Origin of the sequence: Streptomyces sp. KM273126 (assembly GCF_004337435.2) — a bacterium.
Taxonomy (GTDB): domain Bacteria; phylum Actinomycetota; class Actinomycetes; order Streptomycetales; family Streptomycetaceae; genus Streptomyces; species Streptomyces acidicola.
On record NZ_SJXB02000002.1, the window covers coordinates 2,198,227 to 2,216,355 of the forward strand.

13 protein-coding genes and 1 pseudogene are annotated in these 18,129 nt (G+C 70.7%); 11 read left to right on the forward strand and 3 right to left on the reverse strand.

Going from position 1 to position 18,129, the window contains the following annotated elements:
* The first annotated feature begins 27 nt into the window (after nt 1–27).
* Genes E0500_RS40365 through E0500_RS40375 form a run of 3 tightly spaced genes read left to right on the forward strand, consistent with a single transcriptional unit; the run spans nt 28 to nt 4,346 of the window.
* The gene (locus tag E0500_RS40365; RefSeq protein WP_309505306.1) at nt 28–1,626 is read left to right on the forward strand and encodes an NAD(P)/FAD-dependent oxidoreductase; all 1,599 of its coding nucleotides are present in this window, start codon (nt 28–30) and stop codon (nt 1,624–1,626) included.
* A 60-nt stretch (nt 1,627–1,686) separates the two neighbouring features.
* Nucleotides 1,687–2,799 carry a nitronate monooxygenase family protein gene (locus E0500_RS40370; RefSeq protein WP_131559978.1) on the forward strand — a complete coding sequence of 371 codons (1,113 nt, stop codon included), beginning with the start codon at nt 1,687–1,689 and terminating at the stop codon, nt 2,797–2,799.
* The gene (locus E0500_RS40375) at nt 2,796–4,346 is read left to right on the forward strand and encodes an acyl-CoA synthetase (RefSeq protein ID WP_131559980.1); all 1,551 of its coding nucleotides are present in this window, start codon (nt 2,796–2,798) and stop codon (nt 4,344–4,346) included. The genes E0500_RS40370 and E0500_RS40375 overlap by 4 nt, the downstream gene beginning before the upstream one ends.
* A 114-nt stretch (nt 4,347–4,460) precedes the next feature.
* On the opposite strand, the gene E0500_RS40380 is transcribed toward E0500_RS40375, so the two are convergent.
* The gene (locus E0500_RS40380; RefSeq protein WP_131559982.1) at nt 4,461–6,878 is read right to left on the reverse strand and encodes a penicillin acylase family protein; all 2,418 of its coding nucleotides are present in this window, start codon (nt 6,876–6,878) and stop codon (nt 4,461–4,463) included.
* A gap of 206 nt (nt 6,879–7,084) precedes the next feature.
* Between E0500_RS40380 and E0500_RS40385 the strand changes: the two genes are divergently transcribed.
* Entirely contained in the window at nt 7,085–8,608 is a 1,524-nt protein-coding gene (locus E0500_RS40385) for an acyl-CoA synthetase (protein ID WP_131560053.1), read from the forward strand.
* 328 nt (nt 8,609–8,936) lie between these two features.
* On the opposite strand, the gene paaK is transcribed toward E0500_RS40385, so the two are convergent.
* Nucleotides 8,937–10,238 (reverse strand): phenylacetate--CoA ligase PaaK, encoded by a 1,302-nt coding sequence (gene paaK / locus E0500_RS40390; protein ID WP_131559984.1) that lies wholly within the window; start codon nt 10,236–10,238, stop codon nt 8,937–8,939.
* Nucleotides 10,239–10,300: 62 nt separating this feature from the next.
* Between paaK and E0500_RS40395 the strand changes: the two are divergent.
* Nucleotides 10,301–11,186, forward strand: a pseudogene (locus E0500_RS40395) (alpha/beta fold hydrolase).
* Here the strand turns inward: E0500_RS40395 and E0500_RS40400 are convergent.
* On the reverse strand, nt 11,144–12,763 hold the full coding sequence (locus tag E0500_RS40400) for an acyl-CoA synthetase (RefSeq protein ID WP_131559985.1): 1,620 nt from the start codon (nt 12,761–12,763) through the stop codon (nt 11,144–11,146). The pseudogene E0500_RS40395 and the gene E0500_RS40400 sit on opposite strands and share 43 nt — an antisense overlap.
* A gap of 177 nt (nt 12,764–12,940) precedes the next feature.
* On the opposite strand from E0500_RS40400, the gene E0500_RS40405 reads away from it, so the two are divergent.
* From E0500_RS40405 to E0500_RS40430, 6 genes are all read left to right on the forward strand, one after another.
* Nucleotides 12,941–13,741, forward strand: a complete 801-nt coding sequence (locus tag E0500_RS40405; protein ID WP_131559986.1) for a crotonase/enoyl-CoA hydratase family protein — start codon at nt 12,941–12,943, stop codon at nt 13,739–13,741.
* 83 nt (nt 13,742–13,824) lie between these two features.
* The gene (locus tag E0500_RS40410; RefSeq protein WP_131559988.1) at nt 13,825–14,766 is read left to right on the forward strand and encodes a Zn-ribbon domain-containing OB-fold protein; all 942 of its coding nucleotides are present in this window, start codon (nt 13,825–13,827) and stop codon (nt 14,764–14,766) included.
* Nucleotides 14,763–15,830 (forward strand): thiolase domain-containing protein, encoded by a 1,068-nt coding sequence (locus E0500_RS40415; protein ID WP_131559990.1) that lies wholly within the window; start codon nt 14,763–14,765, stop codon nt 15,828–15,830. The genes E0500_RS40410 and E0500_RS40415 overlap by 4 nt, the downstream gene beginning before the upstream one ends.
* Before the next feature lie 5 nt (nt 15,831–15,835).
* Entirely contained in the window at nt 15,836–17,002 is a 1,167-nt protein-coding gene (locus E0500_RS40420; RefSeq protein WP_131559992.1) for a thiolase domain-containing protein, read from the forward strand.
* A gap of 81 nt (nt 17,003–17,083) precedes the next feature.
* A complete protein-coding gene (locus E0500_RS40425; RefSeq protein ID WP_131559994.1) occupies nt 17,084–17,326 on the forward strand; it encodes a DUF397 domain-containing protein in 243 nt (80 codons plus the stop codon).
* Between the two features lie 244 nt (nt 17,327–17,570).
* Complete coding sequence (locus E0500_RS40430; RefSeq protein ID WP_131559996.1) at nt 17,571–18,068, forward strand: hypothetical protein; 498 nt, start codon at nt 17,571–17,573, stop codon at nt 18,066–18,068.
* Nucleotides 18,069–18,129 lie beyond the last annotated feature (61 nt).

Below are 18,129 nucleotides of genomic sequence, written 5' to 3' on the forward strand. Positions count from 1 at the left end.
GAATCCGTGCGTGTGGAATCCGTGCGTGTGGAATCCGTACGTGAGGGACGACGTTCGTACGACGCCGTGATCGTCGGCGGCGGCCACAACGGGCTGGTCGCCGCCGCCTACCTCGCCCGCGCCGGTCGGTCGGTGCTCGTGCTGGAGCGGCTGGCGACCACCGGGGGCGCCGCCGTGTCCACGCGGCCGTTCGCCGGGGTCGACGCGCGGCTGTCGCGCTACTCGTACCTGGTCAGCCTGCTGCCCCGGAAGATCGTCCGCGACCTCGGCCTGGACTTCAGGGTCCGCGGGCGCACGATCTCCTCGTACACGCCCGTGGAACGCGACGGGCGCCCCACCGGACTCCTCGTGGGCGGTGGTGAGCGGCGCACGCGGGAGGCGTTCGCGCGGCTGACCGGCTCGGACCGCGAGTACGAGGCCTGGCAGCGCTTCTACGACATGACGGGCCGAGTCGCCCAGCGGGTCTTCCCCACTCTGACGGAGCCTCTGCCCACCCGCGACGAACTGCGCGCCCGCGTCGACGACGAGGGCGCCTGGCGGGCGCTCTTCGAAGAGCCGATCGGCGTGGCCATCGAGGAGCGCTTCACCGACGACCTGGTCCGCGGCGTCGTCCTCACTGACGCCCTGATCGGCACCTTCGCCGACGCCCACGACCCCGCCCTGTCGCAGAACCGCTGCTTCCTCTACCACGTGATCGGCGGCGGAACGGGAGCCTGGGACGTACCCGTCGGCGGCATGGGCGCCCTCACCGACGCGCTGGCCACGGCCGCGAGGAACGCGGGTGCCGTGCTCGCCACGGGGCACGAGGCGGTTCGGATCGAGACCGACGGGCGGGCCGCCGAGGTCACGTACCGGACGGCGGACGCGGAGGGTGTGGTCGCCGCCCGCCATGTCCTGGTGAACGCCTCCCCCCGGGAACTGGCCTCCCTCACCGGGGACGAGCCGCCCACCCCCGCCGAGGGCGCGCAGCTCAAGGTCAACATGCTGCTCACGCGGCTGCCCGCGCTGCGCGACGACTCGGTCGACCCGCGCGACGCCTTCGCCGGGACCTTCCACATCGCCGAGGGCTACGAGCAACTGGCGACCGCGCACGCCGAGGCGGCGGCCGGGACGCTGCCCGCGGCCCCGCCCTCGGAGATCTACTGCCACTCCCTCACCGACCCGACCATCCTCGGCCCCGGCCTGGTCGAACAGGGCTTCCAGACGCTCACCCTCTTCGGCCTGCACACCCCCGCCCGGCTCTTCGCGCACGACAACGACTCCGTCCGCGAGGAACTGCTGAAGTCGACCCTCGCCCAGCTCGACGCGCACCTCGCCGAACCGATCACCGACTGCCTGGCCACCGACGCCGACGGCCGCCCGTGCATCGAGGCCAAGACCCCGCTCGACCTGGAGCACGGCCTGCGGCTGCCGGGCGGCAACATCTTCCACCGCGAGCTCTCCTGGCCGTACGCCCAGGACGGCACCGGCCGCTGGGGCGTGGAGACCCGGCACTCGAACGTCCTGCTGTGCGGCGCGGGCGCGGTGCGCGGCGGCGGAGTCAGCGGCGTGCCCGGCTACAACGCGGCGATGGCGGTACTGGAAGACCTGGGCGCCGCCGTGGCGGGCCGGGATCCGTCGCCATAAATCTGACGGGGCATCAGGAAACCCCTTCCTTCGTCCGGAGGACTGCGGCATCCTGCGCCCATGCAGACGGAGCTGAGCAAGACACTCGGAGTCGAGCACGCCGTCTTCGGCTTCACGCCGTTCCCCGCCGTCGCCGCGGCCATCAGCCGGGCCGGCGGCTTCGGGGTGCTCGGCGCGGTCCGCTACACGGCCCCCGACGAACTCAAACGCGACCTCGACTGGATCGAGGCCCACGTCGACGGCCGGCCGTACGGCCTGGACGTCGTCATGCCGGCCAAGAAGGTGGAAGGCGTCACCGAGGCCGACGTCGAGGCGATGATCCCGGAGAGCCACCGGCAGTTCGTCAAGGACACCCTCACCCGGTACGGCGTGCCCGAACTCGCCGAGGGCGAGACCTCCGGGTGGCGCATCACCGGCTGGATGGAGCAGGTCGCCCGCACCCAGCTCGACGTCGCCTTCGACTACCCGATCAAGCTGCTCGCCAACGCGCTCGGATCACCGCCGACCGACGTCATCGACCGCGCCCACGAGCAGGACGTACTCGTCGCCGCGCTCGCGGGCAGCGCCCGGCACGCCCGCAAGCACGCGGACGCGGGCATCGACGTCGTCGTCGCGCAGGGCTACGAGGCCGGCGGCCACACCGGAGAGATCGCCTCCATGGTGCTCACCCCCGAAGTCGTGGACGCCGTCGACCCGTTGCCCGTCCTGGCCGCCGGCGGTATCGGCAGCGGCCGGCAGGTGGCGGCAGCACTCGCTCTCGGTGCCCAGGGTGTGTGGCTGGGCTCCATATGGCTGACCACCACCGAGGCCGAGCTCCCCTCACCCAGGCTGATCGAGAAGCTGTTCGCCGCCGGATCGGGCGACACCGTCCGCTCCCGTGCGCTCACCGGAAAGCCCGCACGACAGCTCCGTACCGAATGGACCGACGCCTGGGACGACCCCGAGGGGCCGGGCGCCCTCCCCATGCCGCTGCAGGGCCTGCTGGTCGCCGAGGCCGTCTCCCGCATCCAGAAGTACGAGGTGGAGCCGCTCCTCGGCACCCCGGTCGGGCAGATCGTCGGCCGGATGAACAGTGAGCGCAGCGTCCAGGCGGTCTTCGACGACCTCACGCGCGGCTTCGAGAAGGCCGTCGACCGCGTCAACCGGATCGCCGGAAGGAGTGCCGAACAGTGAACCAAGCACCTCACGGCTTCTGGGCCCAGGCCACCGCCGACCCGGACCGCACCGTCATCGTCGCGCCCGACGGCGAGGAGTGGACCGCCGGACGCCTCCACGCGGACGCCAACCGCCTCGTCCACGGGCTGCGCGCGGCCGGACTGGAACGCGGCGACGCCTTCGCGGTCGTGCTCCCGAACGGCGTGGAGTTCTTCACCGCGTACCTGGCCGCCAGCCAGGCCGGCCTCTACCTCGTCCCCGTCAACCACCACTTCGTGGGCCCCGAGATCGCCTGGATCGTGTCCGACTCGGGCGCCAAGGTGCTGATCGCGCACGAGCGGTTCGCCGAGGCCGCGCAGCACGCCGCCGACGAGGCCGGGCTGCCCGGCAGCCACCGGTACGCGGTCGGCACGGTCGAGGGCTTCCGCCCGTACGGCGAACTCCTCGACGGACAGCCGGAGTCGGCGCCCATGGACCGCACCCTCGGCTGGGTCATGAACTACACCTCGGGCACGACCGGCCGCCCGCGCGGCATCCGGCGCCCGCTGCCCGGCAGACTCCCCGAGGAGTCCTACCTCGGCGGCTTCCTCGCCATCTTCGGCATCCAGCCGTACGACGACAACGTCCACCTCGTCTGCTCGCCGCTCTACCACACGGCGGTCCTGCAGTTCGCGGGCGCGTCCCTGCACATCGGGCACCGGCTGGTGCTGATGGACAAGTGGACACCGGAGGAAATGCTCCGTCTCATCGACACCCACCGGTGCACGCACACCCATATGGTCCCCACACAGTTCCACCGCCTCCTGGCCCTGCCGGACCACATCAGGCAGTCGTACGACGTGTCGTCCATGCGGCACGCCATCCACGGTGCCGCCCCCTGCCCGGACCATGTGAAGCGGGCCATGATCGAGTGGTGGGGCCACAGCGTCGAGGAGTACTACGCGGCCAGCGAGGGAGGCGGTGCCTTCGCCACCGCCGAGGACTGGCTGAAGAAGCCCGGCACCGTCGGCAAGGCCTGGCCCATCAGCGAGCTCGCCGTCTTCGACGACGACGGCAACCAACTGGGGCCCGGTGAACTCGGCACCGTCTACATGAAGATGAGCACCGGCGGATTCTCATACCACAAGGACGAGACCAAGACGAAGAAGAACCGCATCGGCGACCTCTTCACCGTCGGCGACCTCGGCTACCTCGACGAGGACGGCTACCTCTTCCTCCGCGACCGGAAGATCGACCTGATCATCTCCGGAGGCGTCAACATCTACCCGGCCGAGATCGAGGCCGCCCTGCTCACCCACCCCGCCGTCGCCGACGCGGCCGCGTTCGGCATCCCGCACGACGACTGGGGCGAGGAGGTGAAGGCCGTGGTCGAGCCCGCCCCGGGATTCCTGCCCGGCCCGACGCTCGCCGACGAGATCCTGAACCACTGTGCGCGCGGGCTCGCCGGATACAAGCGGCCCAAGAGCGTCGACTTCATCGAGGCGATGCCCCGCGACCCCAACGGCAAGCTCTACAAACGACGGCTTCGCGAGCCGTACTGGGAGGGACGGGCCAGGACGGTGTGACAGTCGCCTTGGCGCCGGCCGATGTGCCGAGCCCGGCCCGGGGGAGTGGGAAGAGTGTGGTGCCGCCACAGGCAGCGGCACCACACTCCCGCACTTCAGCGCGCTTCACACGACTCAGCGCTGTTCGCTCACCCGGACCACCCTGAGCTTCGGCGAGGACAGGATGTCCTTCTCGCAGAACCGCGACGTCACCCACCGCTCACCGGAGAACAGCCGCGTCTGGTCGCTGTAGTGCGGCGAGTTCGGGTTCGACGACTGGGAGTACGTCAGGAGGGTGCGTGCCACCGGGCAGCGGCTGCCGTCCCAGCCGACCGCCTGGAGGTGGCTGGAGCCGAACGGCACCTCCGTATAGCCGCCGCCCGTCGCGTTCCACGTGGGCTCAAGGACGTTCCACACCCCGGCCCTCCCCGAGCCGCCGGGTACCGGGACGCGCTCGCCGCCACGGACGACGAACTGGTGCGCGCCGAGCTTCGCGTCCAAGGGGATGCCTGCGGCCCGCAGTTCCGCCACCGCGTCGGCGAGGGCCGTCGCGAATTCGGGTGCGTCCGTGTCCAGTGTGTTCGGTGTACGTACCGGGTCCGCCGCCGAGAACGGCACCTTCCACAGCCGGTCGGCGGGCAGCTTCCGCCATAACCGGTCGAAGAGCAGCGCTCCCCGGCTGCCGGTGTCCATGGTGCGGTCCCAGGCCTTGATCACCCCGCACGCCTCCGACACGTCCACAGCCTTGCCGTCGCTGCCCGTCGCCGTGCCGCCGGGCAGCGCGGCACACGCCCGCGCCACGTCCTCGGCGGCGAGGTCACCCGCGGGTACCCGGTTGGCGAACTGCTGCCGTTGCAGGTCCCCTACGGTCAGATCCCCCCGCTCGGCCATCGCCGCCACGTCCTCGATGCCGCCGCGGGTGCGCAGACCGAGCTCGGTGCCCACCGTGCCGAAGATCCGCTCGTACCCGGTGATCGGCCGGTCGGCGTTGGTCATCCAGGCGGTGCCGTTCGAGTTCTCCACGTACGGCGCGTCCTTGAGCGTCGGCATCCTCGACGGTCCGAAGATGCCCGGCCGTACGGCGTCGGGGTCGCTGCCGAGGGCGCAGTCGCCGCGCGAGCCGTCGAGGATCGCGATCCCGGACGCCGGATACGTCGTCCTGCCGAGCGCCGTGGAGCAGCGCTCCGCCAGCTCGTCGGTGATTCGGGGAACCACCTGCGACTGGGTGTAGAGGGAGTGCCCCGCGCGGTCGGCGGCGATCGTGTTCACCCAGGGGATGCCCTGGTGCCGGGCGAGGGACTTCAGCACGTCGTCCGTGCTGCGCGCCTTGCTGAAGCCGAGTGAGGTGTCGGCGAAGCGCAGGTTCGCCGCGTTGGGGTCGTACAGGGCGTACGCGTTCGTGGTGGTCCACGGCAGCGGGACCTGGGGGCTCAGGGAGGTGACGACAGGGCCGTAGCGGGTCCACCACTGGGTGCGGGTCACCGGCGTGCCGTCCTTGACGGGCACCGTCACGCTCCGTTTCGTCATGCGTTCCGGCTTTCCGTCCACGAGGTACGTCGTCGGATCGGCCGGATCCAGCGTCAGCTGGTGGAAGTTGGCCGGAATGCCGGTGGAGACGGTGTGGCTCCAGGCCACGTTCGCGTTGAACCCGATGGAGATCGTCGGAATGCCGAGCAGAGTGCCGCCCGAGACGTTCAGCTCACCGGGGATCGTCTGCTGCGACTGCCAGAACCGGCGCGCTCCCTGCCAGGGATAGTGGGGGTTTCCCAGCAGCAGCCCGCGCCCGTTCGCCGTCGTGTCGCCGCGGAAGGCGACCGCGTTCGAGCCCATGTCGCCGGTGCCCCACAGTTCGCGCGCCGCGCCGGCGACAGCCTTCGCGACAGGCGCGCGCGAGGCCGCCGAGCCGCCGGCGGTGGTGGCGGCGGATCCGGAGGGCGGCTGCGCGGTCGTGATGGTGTCCACGAAGCGTCCCTCGCCCGAGATCGCGGCGACGGCGTAGCCGCGGACGGCCACGTCGAGCTCGGTGACCGGCCGGACCCAGGAGGCGCCCGCGCACCCGGGGTCCGTGATCTTGTTCTGCTTCAGCCAGGCGTTGTAGCCCGCCGCCCAGCCGCGCATCATGTCCCGGACGTCGCGGCTCGGTCCCACCGGGGCAGGTTCGGTGAGCAGCTTCTCCACGGTGCGGCTCTCGCGGACACCCCGGAAGTACAGGTCGCTGGTCAGGTTCGTACGGGCCGCCGAGAGTTCGCCGTCGGCGATCGCATCGGCGCCGAAGTGCCGCGATCGCTCGCCGCGCAGGGTCACGAAGCCCTCGGCGAGCGTGCACACCTCGTCGGCGGCCTGCGCCCAGCCGGTGCCGAAGCCAAGGTTCGGGTAGTCATCCGCCACGATGTGCGGTATGCCGTACTCGGTGTAACGGATGTCGGCGGACAGGCCACCGTGGGACGGGCGTTGCCCGCGTGCCGACTCGTCCGCGGTGGCCGAGGGCAGGATGGCCGATGCCGTGAACAGGGCGACAGCCGAGACGACGAACTGTCTCAGACGGGTGCGCATGATGCCTCCCAATGTCGTTGAGAACAGGGACGGTTGAGCGTTCCGTGGTGTCCAGCGGTTGTTGCTGCCTGCGATCTTCCTTGAAGGGGACTCAGCGCCCCCTGGCCGAAGTTGAGCCACTTCAGGCCATGTGCGCGGCGCGCTTGACCCTGCTCCTGCGGCGCAACGAGGATCACGCCAAGGCAAGCGGGACGAAGGAGCAGGGCATGACGGTGGCGGCCGGTCGCAGCGTGACGGTGGACGGGGTGCTGCGGCGCAGCGCCCGGCGGACCCCCGCCCGCGTCGCGGTCCACTACGGCGAGCGGTCCTGGACGTATGCGGCGCTGGAGGACGCCGTCTCCCGTGCCGCCCAGGTGCTGCGTGACACCGGGCTCGCCCCGGGCGACCGCGTCGGCGCCTACGGCCACAACTCGGACGCCTACCTGATCGCCTTCCTGGCCTGCGCCCGCGCCGGGCTGGTCCACGTCCCCGTCAACCACAACCTGACCGGCGACGATCTGACGTACATCCTCGACCAGTCCGGCAGCACACTCGTCCTCACCGACCCGCACCTGGCGGACCGCCTTCCCGGCTCCGTCCGCACCCTGGCGCTGCGCGACACCGACGACTCGCTGCTCGCACGGCTCGACACCACCGCCCCGTACGACGGGGAGGAGCCGCGCGCCGGGGATCTCACACAGTTGCTGTACACCTCGGGCACCACCGCGCTCCCCAAGGGCGCGATGATGACGCACCGGGCGCTCGTGCACGAGTACCTCAGCGCGATCGCCGCCCTCGACCTCCAGGCGGGCGACCGGCCCGTGCACGCGCTCCCGCTGTACCACTCGGCGCAGATGCACGTCTTCCTGCTGCCGTACCTGGCGGTGGGCGCCGAGAACGTCATCCTCGACGCACCCGACGGCGACACGCTCTTCGACCTGATCGAGACCGGCCGCGCGGACAGCGTGTTCGCCCCGCCCACCGTGTGGATCGGTCTGTCCCACCGCCCCGACTTCGCCACCCGCGACCTGAGCGGACTGCGCAAGGCGTACTACGGGGCGTCGATCATGCCGGTGCCCGTCCTGGAGCGGCTGAAGGAGCGGCTGCCCAAGCTGGCCTTCTACAACTGCTTCGGGCAGAGCGAGATCGGCCCTCTGGCGATGGTCCTGGGGCCGTACGAACACAAGGGGCGGATGGACTCCTGCGGACGGCCCGTGCTGTTCGTCGAGGCGCGGGTCGTCGACGAGCACGGCCAGGACGTGCCCGACGGGGAGCAGGGCGAGATCGTCTACCAGTCGCCGCAGTTGTGCGAGGGCTACTGGGAGAAGCCGGACGAGACGGCTGAGGCCTTCCGTGACGGCTGGTTCCACTCCGGGGACCTCGCCGTGCGCGACGCCGAGGGGTTCTTCACGATCGTCGACCGGGTGAAGGACGTCATCAACTCCGGCGGTGTCCTGGTCGCCTCACGCCAGGTCGAGGACGCGCTCTACACGCACGATCAGGTCGCCGAGGTCGCGGTGATCGGCCTCCCCGACGAGAAGTGGATCGAGGCCGTGACCGCCGTGGTCGTCCCCCGCGGCGAGGTGACGGAGGACGACCTCCTGGCCCACGCCCGCGAGAAACTCCCCGGCTTCAAGGCCCCCAAGAGGGTCCTGTTCGTGGACGAACTACCGCGCAACGCGAGCGGAAAGATCTTGAAGCGAGAGCTGCGGGACCGGTTCGCGGAGGAGCGGGGCTCGAATGTGCGGTGACGGTGAGGGGTGACGCTGGGGGTGCGGGGTGACGTTGGAGGGAGCGAGGCGGGGCTGAATCGCTCCGTCCGGGTGCTGGGATTCTCAGCCGAAGCCGGGCACCAACAGCCCTGTCTCGGGGGGCCTCCCGCCAGGGGGCTTCTGACGGATCTCCGCGGCGTCGCGACGCCCGGCACGCTCCCCCGCTGCCTTGAGGGCGTGGGAGGTACCCCCACTCGCCGCACGGCGCGCAGGGACGGGTGGCTCCGCCACATGACCCTCCACGCCGCACGCCGAGAGCACACACCGAACGCCGCTTCTTCTTCCACGGAGATCCGTCAGAAGCCCCCTAGTCCAAGCGCGGACGCAGGTCGACGATCCGCTTGATCTTTCCCACGGACCGCTCCAGGGACTCCGGTTCGACGATCTCGACCCCGACCGACACTCCGATCCCGTCCTTCACGGCAGCCGCGATGACCCGTGCGGCCTCGTCCCGGAGCTCCGGCGTGGCCCCGGCCCGCGCCTCGGCCCGCACGGTGAGCGCGTCGAGGCGGCCCTCGCGGGTCAGCCGCAGCTGGAAGTGCGGGGCGACGCCCGGGGTGCGAAGGACGATCTCCTCGATCTGGGTGGGGAACAGGTTCACCCCGCGCAGGATCACCATGTCGTCGCTGCGTCCGGTGACCTTCTCGATGCGCCGGAACATACGAGCGGTGCCCGGCAGCAGTCGGGTGAGGTCCCGGGTCCGGTACCGGATCACCGGCATGGCCTCCTTGGTGAGGGAGGTGAACACGAGCTCGCCCTTCTCACCCTCGGGCAGCACCTCACCCGTGAACGGATCGACGACCTCCGGGAAGAAGTGGTCCTCCCACACATGCAGCCCGTCCTTCGTCTCCACACACTCCTGGGCCACGCCGGGCCCCATCACCTCCGACAGCCCGTATATGTCGACGGCGTCGATCGCGAACCGCTCCTCGATCTCCCGCCGCATCTGCTCGGTCCACGGCTCGGCCCCGAAGATCCCCACCCGCAGCGAGGTCCCGCGCGGATCGACGCCCCGGCGCTCGAACTCGTCCAGGAGAGTCAGCATGTAGGACGGCGTCACCATGATGACCCCGGGCTTCAGGTCCTGGATCAGCTGTACCTGACGCGTCGTCATGCCACCGGACGCCGGGATGACGGTGCACCCGAGCCGCTCGGCGCCGTAGTGCGCGCCGAGGCCGCCCGTGAACAGGCCGTACCCGTACGCCACATGGACGGTGTCCCCGGGCCGTCCCCCGGCCGCCCGGATCGAACGGGCCACCATGTCCGACCATACGGACAGGTCGTTCTCGGTGTACCCGACGACGGTGGGCTTTCCGGTCGTCCCGCTCGACGCGTGGATGCGCCGGATCCGCTCCCGCGGCACGGCGAACATCCCGTACGGATAGTGCTCCCGAAGGTCCTCCTTCGTGGTGAACGGGAAGCGAGCCAGATCGGCGAGCGTACGGCAGTCGTCGGGATGCACCCCGGCCTTGTCGAACGCCTCCCGATAGAACGCCACGTTGGCGTACGCATGGTGCAACGACGCCCGCAGCCGCTCCACCTGCAACGCTCGCAACTGAGGCACGTCGAGCCGTTCCCCCGCGTCCAGCAGCCCCGCCGCGTCCACCATGGGAACTCTCCCTCGCCGGTCTCACGTCATGCCCCTCGACCGATCATTCGGTCGCTCGGCCGGTGATCAGTAATCCAGCCCACCGGCCCTCAGGCAAGACACCTGCCCGTACTTTCTTCCCGTGCCGCCCCGCCCCCTCTCGCCGGAGGAGAGCTCCGTACCTCGGCGATCTGGGAGGGCTGGACGCCCATCGGCAGCTCGTGCTGCTCGATCTGCGCGGCACCGGGCAGTCGGCGGTGCCACAGGACCCGGCGACGTACCGGTGCGACCCGGCTCGTCGACGACGTGGAGGCGCTGCGGGTGCGGCTGGGCCTGGAGCGGATGGACGTGCTCGCGCACTCGGCGGGCGGGAGCCTCGCCATGCGGTATGCGGCCCGGTATCCGGAGCGGGTGCGGCGACTCGCCCTGATCACGGCCACGCCCTGGGCGGTCGGGATGCCGGCGACCGTCGAGGACCGGCTGGAGGCGGCCCGGCTGCGCCAGGACGAGCCCTGGTACGAGGACGCGTACCCGGCGTTCGAGGCGGCCTGGACCGGACAGGGACCCGAGGGCGACGACATGATGACGTACGCGCCCTTCTTCTACGGCCGCTGGGACGCCGCCGCCAGGGCTCACATGGCCGCCGACGAGCACCAGGTCAACGAGGAGGCCTCCGAGCTGTACGGCTCCGATGGCGCCTACGATCCGCAGGCGACCCGGGCGGCGCTCGCCGAACTCGACGCGGTGCTCGTCTACGCCGGCCAACTCGACGGCGGCCCCCGCCCGGCACTCGCTCGCCGGGCCGCCGACCTGTTCCCGAGAGGGGAGTTCGCGGTCCAGCCAGGCGCGGGGCACTATCCGTGGCTCGACGCCCCCGAGTGGTTCGTGGGGTGCGTCGCGGAGTTCTTCACCCGACGCCGACCGGCTCAGCGATCCGCCGCCGCTGCCACCGACCGCGCCCACCGGTAGTCCGCCTTGCCGCTGGGAGAGCGCTGGATCGTGTCCGTGACGACCAGCTGGCGGGGGATCTTGTACCCGGCGAGACGGGTCCGGCAGTGCGACTGGATGTCCTCCAGGGACAACAGGGCGACACCCGGGCGCAGTTGGACCACCGCCGCCACATGGTTGCCCCACTTCGCGTCCGGCACCCCGGCGACCAGCGCGTCGTACACGTCCGGATGGGCCTTGAGGGCCTGCTCGACCTCTTCCGGATAGACCTTCTCGCCACCGGTGTTGATGCACTGGGAACCACGGCCGAGGACGGTGACGACGCCCTCCTCGTCGACGGTCGCCATGTCCCCGAGGAGGACCCAGCGCTCGCCGTCCTTCTGGAAGAAGGTCTCGGCGGTTTTCCTCACGTCGTTGTAGTAGCCCAGTGGTACGTGCCCGCGCTGCGCGATGCGGCCCGGCACACCGGCCGGCACCGGCTCGTACGTCGCCGGGTCGACCACCTGCGTACGGGAGTTGACGCGGATCCGGAAGCCGCGCTCCGGGCCCGAGTCCGCCGTCGCCGTGCCGTTGAAGCCGGACTCCGAGGAGCCGAAGTTGTTGAGCAGCATCACGTTCGGCACGAGTGCCTGGAACTGCTCCCGCACCGTGTCCGACATGATCGCGCCGGACGACGAGACGCTGAACAGCGAGGAGCAGTCCGTGCCCCTCAACGGCCCGCCCAGCGCGTCGATCAGCGGCCGGAGCATCGCGTCGCCCACCAGCGACATGCTGGTGACCTTCTCCTTCTCGATCGTCCGCAGGACTTCCTCGGGGACGAACTTCCGGTGCAGAACGACCCGTTGGCCGAAGTTGAAGCCGATGAAGGCCGTGAGCGTCGATGTGCCGTGCATCAGAGGTGGAGTGGGGAAGAAGGTGATCCCGTCACCGCCGGCCGCCACCCGCTCGGCGAGCTCCTCCGGCTTCTTCACCGGCTCACCCGTCGGCGCGCCCCCGCCAAGGCCCGAGAAGAACAGGTCCTCCTGACGCCACATTACCCCCTTGGGCATGCCCGTCGTGCCGCCCGTGTAGATGATGAACTGGTCGTCCGCCGAGCGCGCCGGAAACCCCCGCTCGGGGGAACCGGCGGCCTCGGCGTCGGCGAAGTCCACCGCCGTGAGCGACGGCGCGTCCGGCCCGGGCGTACCGACCCGTAACAGGTGCCGCACCTTGGCAGCCTGCGGCAGCGCCGCCACCACCCGCTCCGTGAACTCGGCGTCGAAGACCAGCCCCACCAGGTCCGCGTCACGGTAGAGGTAGACCAACTCCTCTTGCACGTACCGGTAGTTGATGTTGACCGGGACGACGCGTGCCTTCAGGCAGCCGAGTGCGGTCTGCAGGTACTCGATGCCGTTGTAGAGGTGGAGCCCGACGTGCTCACCGGGGCGTATCCCGCTGTCGATCAGATGGTGGCCGATGCGGTTCGCCGCCGCGTCCAGTTCCGTGAAGGTGAGGCGGCGCTCCGCGCCGGTACCGGGGTGGTCGATGTACACGAGGGCCTCGCGGTCGGGGACCACGTCGACGACCGACTCGAACAGGTCGGCAAGGTTGTACTCCACCGCTCCTCCTCACCCCGAACGTCCACGGCTGCCGTACGACTCGCCGGTCATCAGAGCAAAGGGCGCCACAACTGTGAAGGGCCCGCGCACAATAAATCTGACTGACTGTCAGAAAACCCTTGAAGTGGCTCCGCGCCTCCTGCAACCTGTTCTCGTCCTGACACAGGGAGGTCGGCGATGGGTGGGACGGAACACCTCACCGTGCGGCGCGAGGGCGCCACACTGGTGCTCACGCTCAACAGGCCGGAAGCGAAGAACGCACTCTCACTGCCGATGCTCGTCGGCCTGTACGACGGATGGGTCGAGGCCGACGCGGACGACTCGATCCGCTCGATCGTGTTCACCGGCGCGGGTGGCACGTTCTGCGCGGGAATGGACCTCAAGGCCCTCGCCGGCAACGGCATGGAGGGGCAGCGGTACCGCGACCGGCTGGACGCCGACCCCGACCTGCACTGGAAGGCGATGCTGCGCCACCACCGCCCCCGCAAGCCGGTGATCGCCGCCGTCGAGGGGCACTGCGTCGCGGGCGGTACGGAGATGCTCCAGGGCACCGACATCCGGGTCGCGGGCGAGTCCGCCACCTTCGGCCTCTTCGAGGTGGGACGCGGTCTGTTCCCCATCGGCGGCTCCACGGTTCGCCTCCAGCGCCAGATCCCGCGCACCCACGCCTTGGAGATGCTGCTCACCGGCCGCCCGTACAGCGCCCGTGAGGCCGCAGGCACCGGGCTGATCGGGCACGTCGTGCCCGACGGGACGGCGCTCGCCAAGGCCCTGGAGATCGCCGAGCGGATCAACGCCTGCGGCCCGCTCGCCGTCGAGGCGGTCAAGGCCTCCGTGTACGAGACCGCCGAGATGACCGAGACCGACGGTCTCGCCGCCGAACTCAAGCGCGGCTGGCCGATCTTCGACACCGCCGACGCCAAGGAAGGCGCCCGCGCCTTCGCGGAGAAACGACCGCCCGTCTACAAGCGCGCGTAGGCGCTCCGCTGGAGGCCGGTTCACAGCTGCGGGTTCGTTGTGGCCGGCCAGTTCTCCGCGCCCCTGTCCCGTGAGGAGAAGCCGTGCCCGAAGTCCTCAAAGCCCCTCTCGTCGTCGAGTTCCCCTTCACCCGCTCCCTCGGACCCGTGCAGAGCGCCTTCCTCACCGGGCTGCGCGAACGCGTCGTTCTCGGTGTGCGGACCGGCGACGGCCGTGTCCTCGTCCCACCCGTCGAGTACGACCCGGTCACCGCCGAGGAGATCCGCGACCTCACAGAAGTCGCCCCCACCGGCACGGTCACCACCTGGGCCTGGAACCACACCCCGCGTCGCGGCCAGCCCCTCGACACCCTCTTCGCCTGGGTCCTGGTACGGCTCGACGGCGCCGACACGGCCCTCCTGCACGCCCTTGACGCCCCCGGCCCGGACACCGTGCACACCGGTATGCGCGTCCGTATCCGCTGGGCCGCCGAACGTGCCGGCGCCATCACGGACATCGCCTGCTTCGAGCCGTACGACGGTGATCCCACCCCTCCGGGCGACCACACGGGCGAGTTCGAGGAACCGGTCACCGGCATCGTCGCCCCCGCCCGCCTCGACTACACCTACTCGCCCGGCCGCGCCCAGTCCGACTACATCGCCGCGCTCTCCGGCCGGCGGACCGTGGGCGAACGCTGCCCGTCCTGCCACAAGGTGTACGTCCCGCCGAGAGGCGCCTGCCCCACCTGCGGCGTCGCCACGTCAGAACAGGTCGAGGTCGGTCCCCGAGGTACCGTCACCACCTTCTGCATCGTCAACATCAAGGCGAGGAACCTCGACATCGAAGTGCCGTACGTCTACGCGCACATAGCCCTCGACGGTGCCGGTCTCGCCCTGCACAGCCGTATCGCCGGCATCCCCTACGACGAGGTGCGCATGGGCCTGCGCGTCGAACCGGTGTGGACCGAGGGCGCCCGCTACCCGGACCACTACCGGCCCACCGGCGAACCCGACGCGGACTACGACACGTACAAGGAGCTGCTGTGACGCGTGAGGGAGCGGAAGACGTACGGGACATCGCCGTGGTCGCCTTCGCACAGACCGACCACCGGCGCACCAGCGGGGAGCTCTCCGAGGTGGAGATGCTCATGCCCGTCCTGCACGAGGTGCTTCAGGCCACCGGCCTGAAGACCGCCGACATCGGGTTCACCTGCTCGGGCTCCTCCGACTACCTCGCGGGCCGTGCCTTCTCCTTCACCATGGCCCTCGACGGCGTCGGCGCCTGGCCGCCGATCTCCGAGTCGCACGTGGAGATGGACGGCGCGTGGGCACTGTACGAGGCGTGGACCAAGCTGCTCACCGGGGACGCGGACACCGCGCTGGTCTACTCCTACGGCAAGTCCTCGCCCGGCTCCGTACGCGATGTGCTGACCCGGCAGCTGGACCCGTACTACCTGGCGCCGCTGTGGCCCGACTCCGTGGCGCTGGCCGCGCTCCAGGCGCAGGCGCTCATCGACGCGGGGGAGACGGACGAGCCCGCGCTGGCCGGTGTCGCGGCGCGCAGCCGGGCCTTGGCGACCGCCAACTCCCATGCCCAGCTCAGTGGTGCCGTGCCACACGGCGACTACCTGGTGCGCCCGTTGCGCCGAGGGGACTGCCCGCCCATCGGCGACGGAGCCGCCGCCGTGATCCTCGCGGCGGGGGAGCGGGCCCGCGAACTGTGCCCGCGTCCTGCCTGGATCCGGGGCATCGACCACCGCATCGAGGCGCACGGGCTGGGCGTACGCGACCTGACCGACTCACCGTCCGCGCGGTTGGCCGCCGAAAAGGCCGGAGCTTTCGAACGACGCGTGGACACGGCCGAGTTGCACGCACCCTTCACCTCCCAGGAAGTGATCCTGCGCAAGGCGCTCCGGCTCGACGACGAGGTCACCGTCAACCCCTCCGGGGGAGCGCTCGCCGCCAACCCGGTCATGGCCGCAGGCCTGATTCGCATCGGTGAGGCAGCCGCCCGCATCCACCGTGGCGAGTCCGATCGCGCCCTCGCGCACGCCACCTCGGGTCCCTGTCTGCAACAGAACCTCGTCGCCGTCCTGGAAGGGGAGTCGTGAGCGCCATGAGCAAGGAGCCCGTGGCCGTCGTAGGAATCGGCCAGACCAAGCACGTGGCGGCGCGCCGGGACGTGTCGATCGCGGGGCTGGTGCGCGAGGCCGCCCGACGCGCGCTCGACGACGCCGAGTTGACCTGGGCCGACATCGACGCCGTCGTGATCGGCAAGGCGCCCGACTTCTTCGAGGGCGTCATGATGCCCGAGCTGTACCTCGCCGACGCGCTCGGCGCGGTGGGCAAGCCCATGCTGCGCGTGCACACGGCCGGCTCGGTCGGTGGCTCGACCGCGCTCGTCGCGGCCAACCTCGTCGCCGCCCGCGTCCACGGCACCGTCCTGACCCTGGCCTTCGAGAAGCAGTCCGAGTCGAACGCGATGTGGGGGCTCTCCCTGCCGATCCCCTTTCAGCAGCCCCTGCTGGCGGGCGCGGGAGGCTTCTTCGCCCCGCACGTCCGCGCGTACATGCGGCGCAGCGGCGCACCGGACACGGTCGGCTCGCTCGTCGCGTACAAGGACCGGCGCAACGCCCTCAAGAACCCCTACGCGCACCTCCACGAACACGACATCACCCTGGAGAAGGTCCAGGCATCGCCCATGCTCTGGGACCCGATCCGTTACTCCGAGACCTGCCCCTCCTCCGACGGCGCCTGCGCGATGGTGCTCACCGACCGTGCGGGCGCGGCCCGTTCGCCGAGGCCGCCCGCCTGGATGCTCGGCGGGGCGATGCGCAGCGAACCGACGCTCTTCGCGGGCAAGGACTGCGTGTCGCCACAGGCGGGCAAGGACTGCGCGGCCGATGTGTACCGGCAGGCGGGCATCGCCGACCCGCGCCGCGACATCGACGCGGTCGAGATGTACGTGCCGTTCTCCTGGTACGAGCCCATGTGGCTGGAGAACCTCGGGTTCGCCGACGAGGGCGAGGGCTGGAAACTCACCGAGTCGGGGGTGACCGAGCTCGACGGCGACCTCCCGGTCAACATGTCGGGCGGCGTGCTGTCCACGAACCCCATCGGCGCCTCCGGCATGATCCGGTTCGCCGAGGCCGCGCTCCAGGTGCGCGGACAGGCGGGAGAACACCAGGTGGACGGGGCCCGTCGCGTGCTCGGGCACGCCTACGGCGGGGGATCGCAGTTCTTCTCGATGTGGCTGATCGGAGACGCGTCACCGGCCTCCTGAACCTTCCCCTCACGTGGCCTGTTGGCGGCCGTGACCGATCGCTAGTCTGGCGGCGGACGACGAACCGGGAGGAGCACGGACGTGGCCGAGACCACCATGGAGCATCAGTCGCTCGCGGGCTGGCACAAGCCGGACCTGGACCTCAGCAACGCCGATTGGCGGTCCAGCAGCCGGGGACGGGGCGACGTCCAGATCGCCTTCGTCGAGGGCTTCATCGCGATGCGCAACAGCGGCCGGCCGGAGAGCCCCTCCCTGATCTTCACGCCCGCGGAGTGGGGCGCGTTCATGTCGAACGCACGCGAGGGGGAGTTCGACCTGACCTGAGGCACGAACCTGACCTGAGGCACGAAGGGCGCCGACCCCGTCGCATGCGCGGTTCCCGATCCCCATGACGGGCGTGGCCCTCGCGCCGGGCCGGTGGCCGTGGGCCCGCCCCGCCGCGCGTCCTGCGGGCGGGCCCACCAGGTCGGCATATGCCGAGGTGAGACGGTTAGGGCGGGCAAGCGCGGTTCCTGGTCGCGGACCGGGCGCGGAGCCGGTTTCACCGCCGGGCACGTACCATGGCGGCATGTCCTTCCTCCGCCGCCGCAGCGCCACCCCCGCCGGGCCCGACTTCGACGTACTGGCCATGGACCCGGGTGACTGGCCGGGCAATCTCGGCGCGGGCCTGCTGCCCGCCCCCGACGGCAGCTGCCAGGGTGTCTTCCTGCGTTACGACCTGTTCGGCGGCCGGGGTCCCGCGATGATCATCGGCAATCTCCCGGAGGGCTCACCGGCGCGGGACACCGCCGAGGGCGAGATCCCGTTCGAGGTGGCCCAGCTGCTGCTCGCGTTGGAGAACGACGAGGAGGTCACTGTCGTCGGCTCCGAGGACATGCCGGTGATGCAGGGCGACAATCTCCTGATCGTGCGGCGCCTCAAGCTCTCCGAAGGCCGTATCTCCTGCGTCCAGTTCGACCGCAGTGACAACGTCCTGGTGACCATCGCCGCCTGGGACCGCCCCATCACGGACGACCTGTACGCACTCCTGAAGCCGCTGCCCGCCGAGCTTTTCCAGCAGGGCTGACTGACCCTCGGACGTACGAGAACGCACCGGTCAAGAACGCACCGGTCCGTGCCCTGCGCGG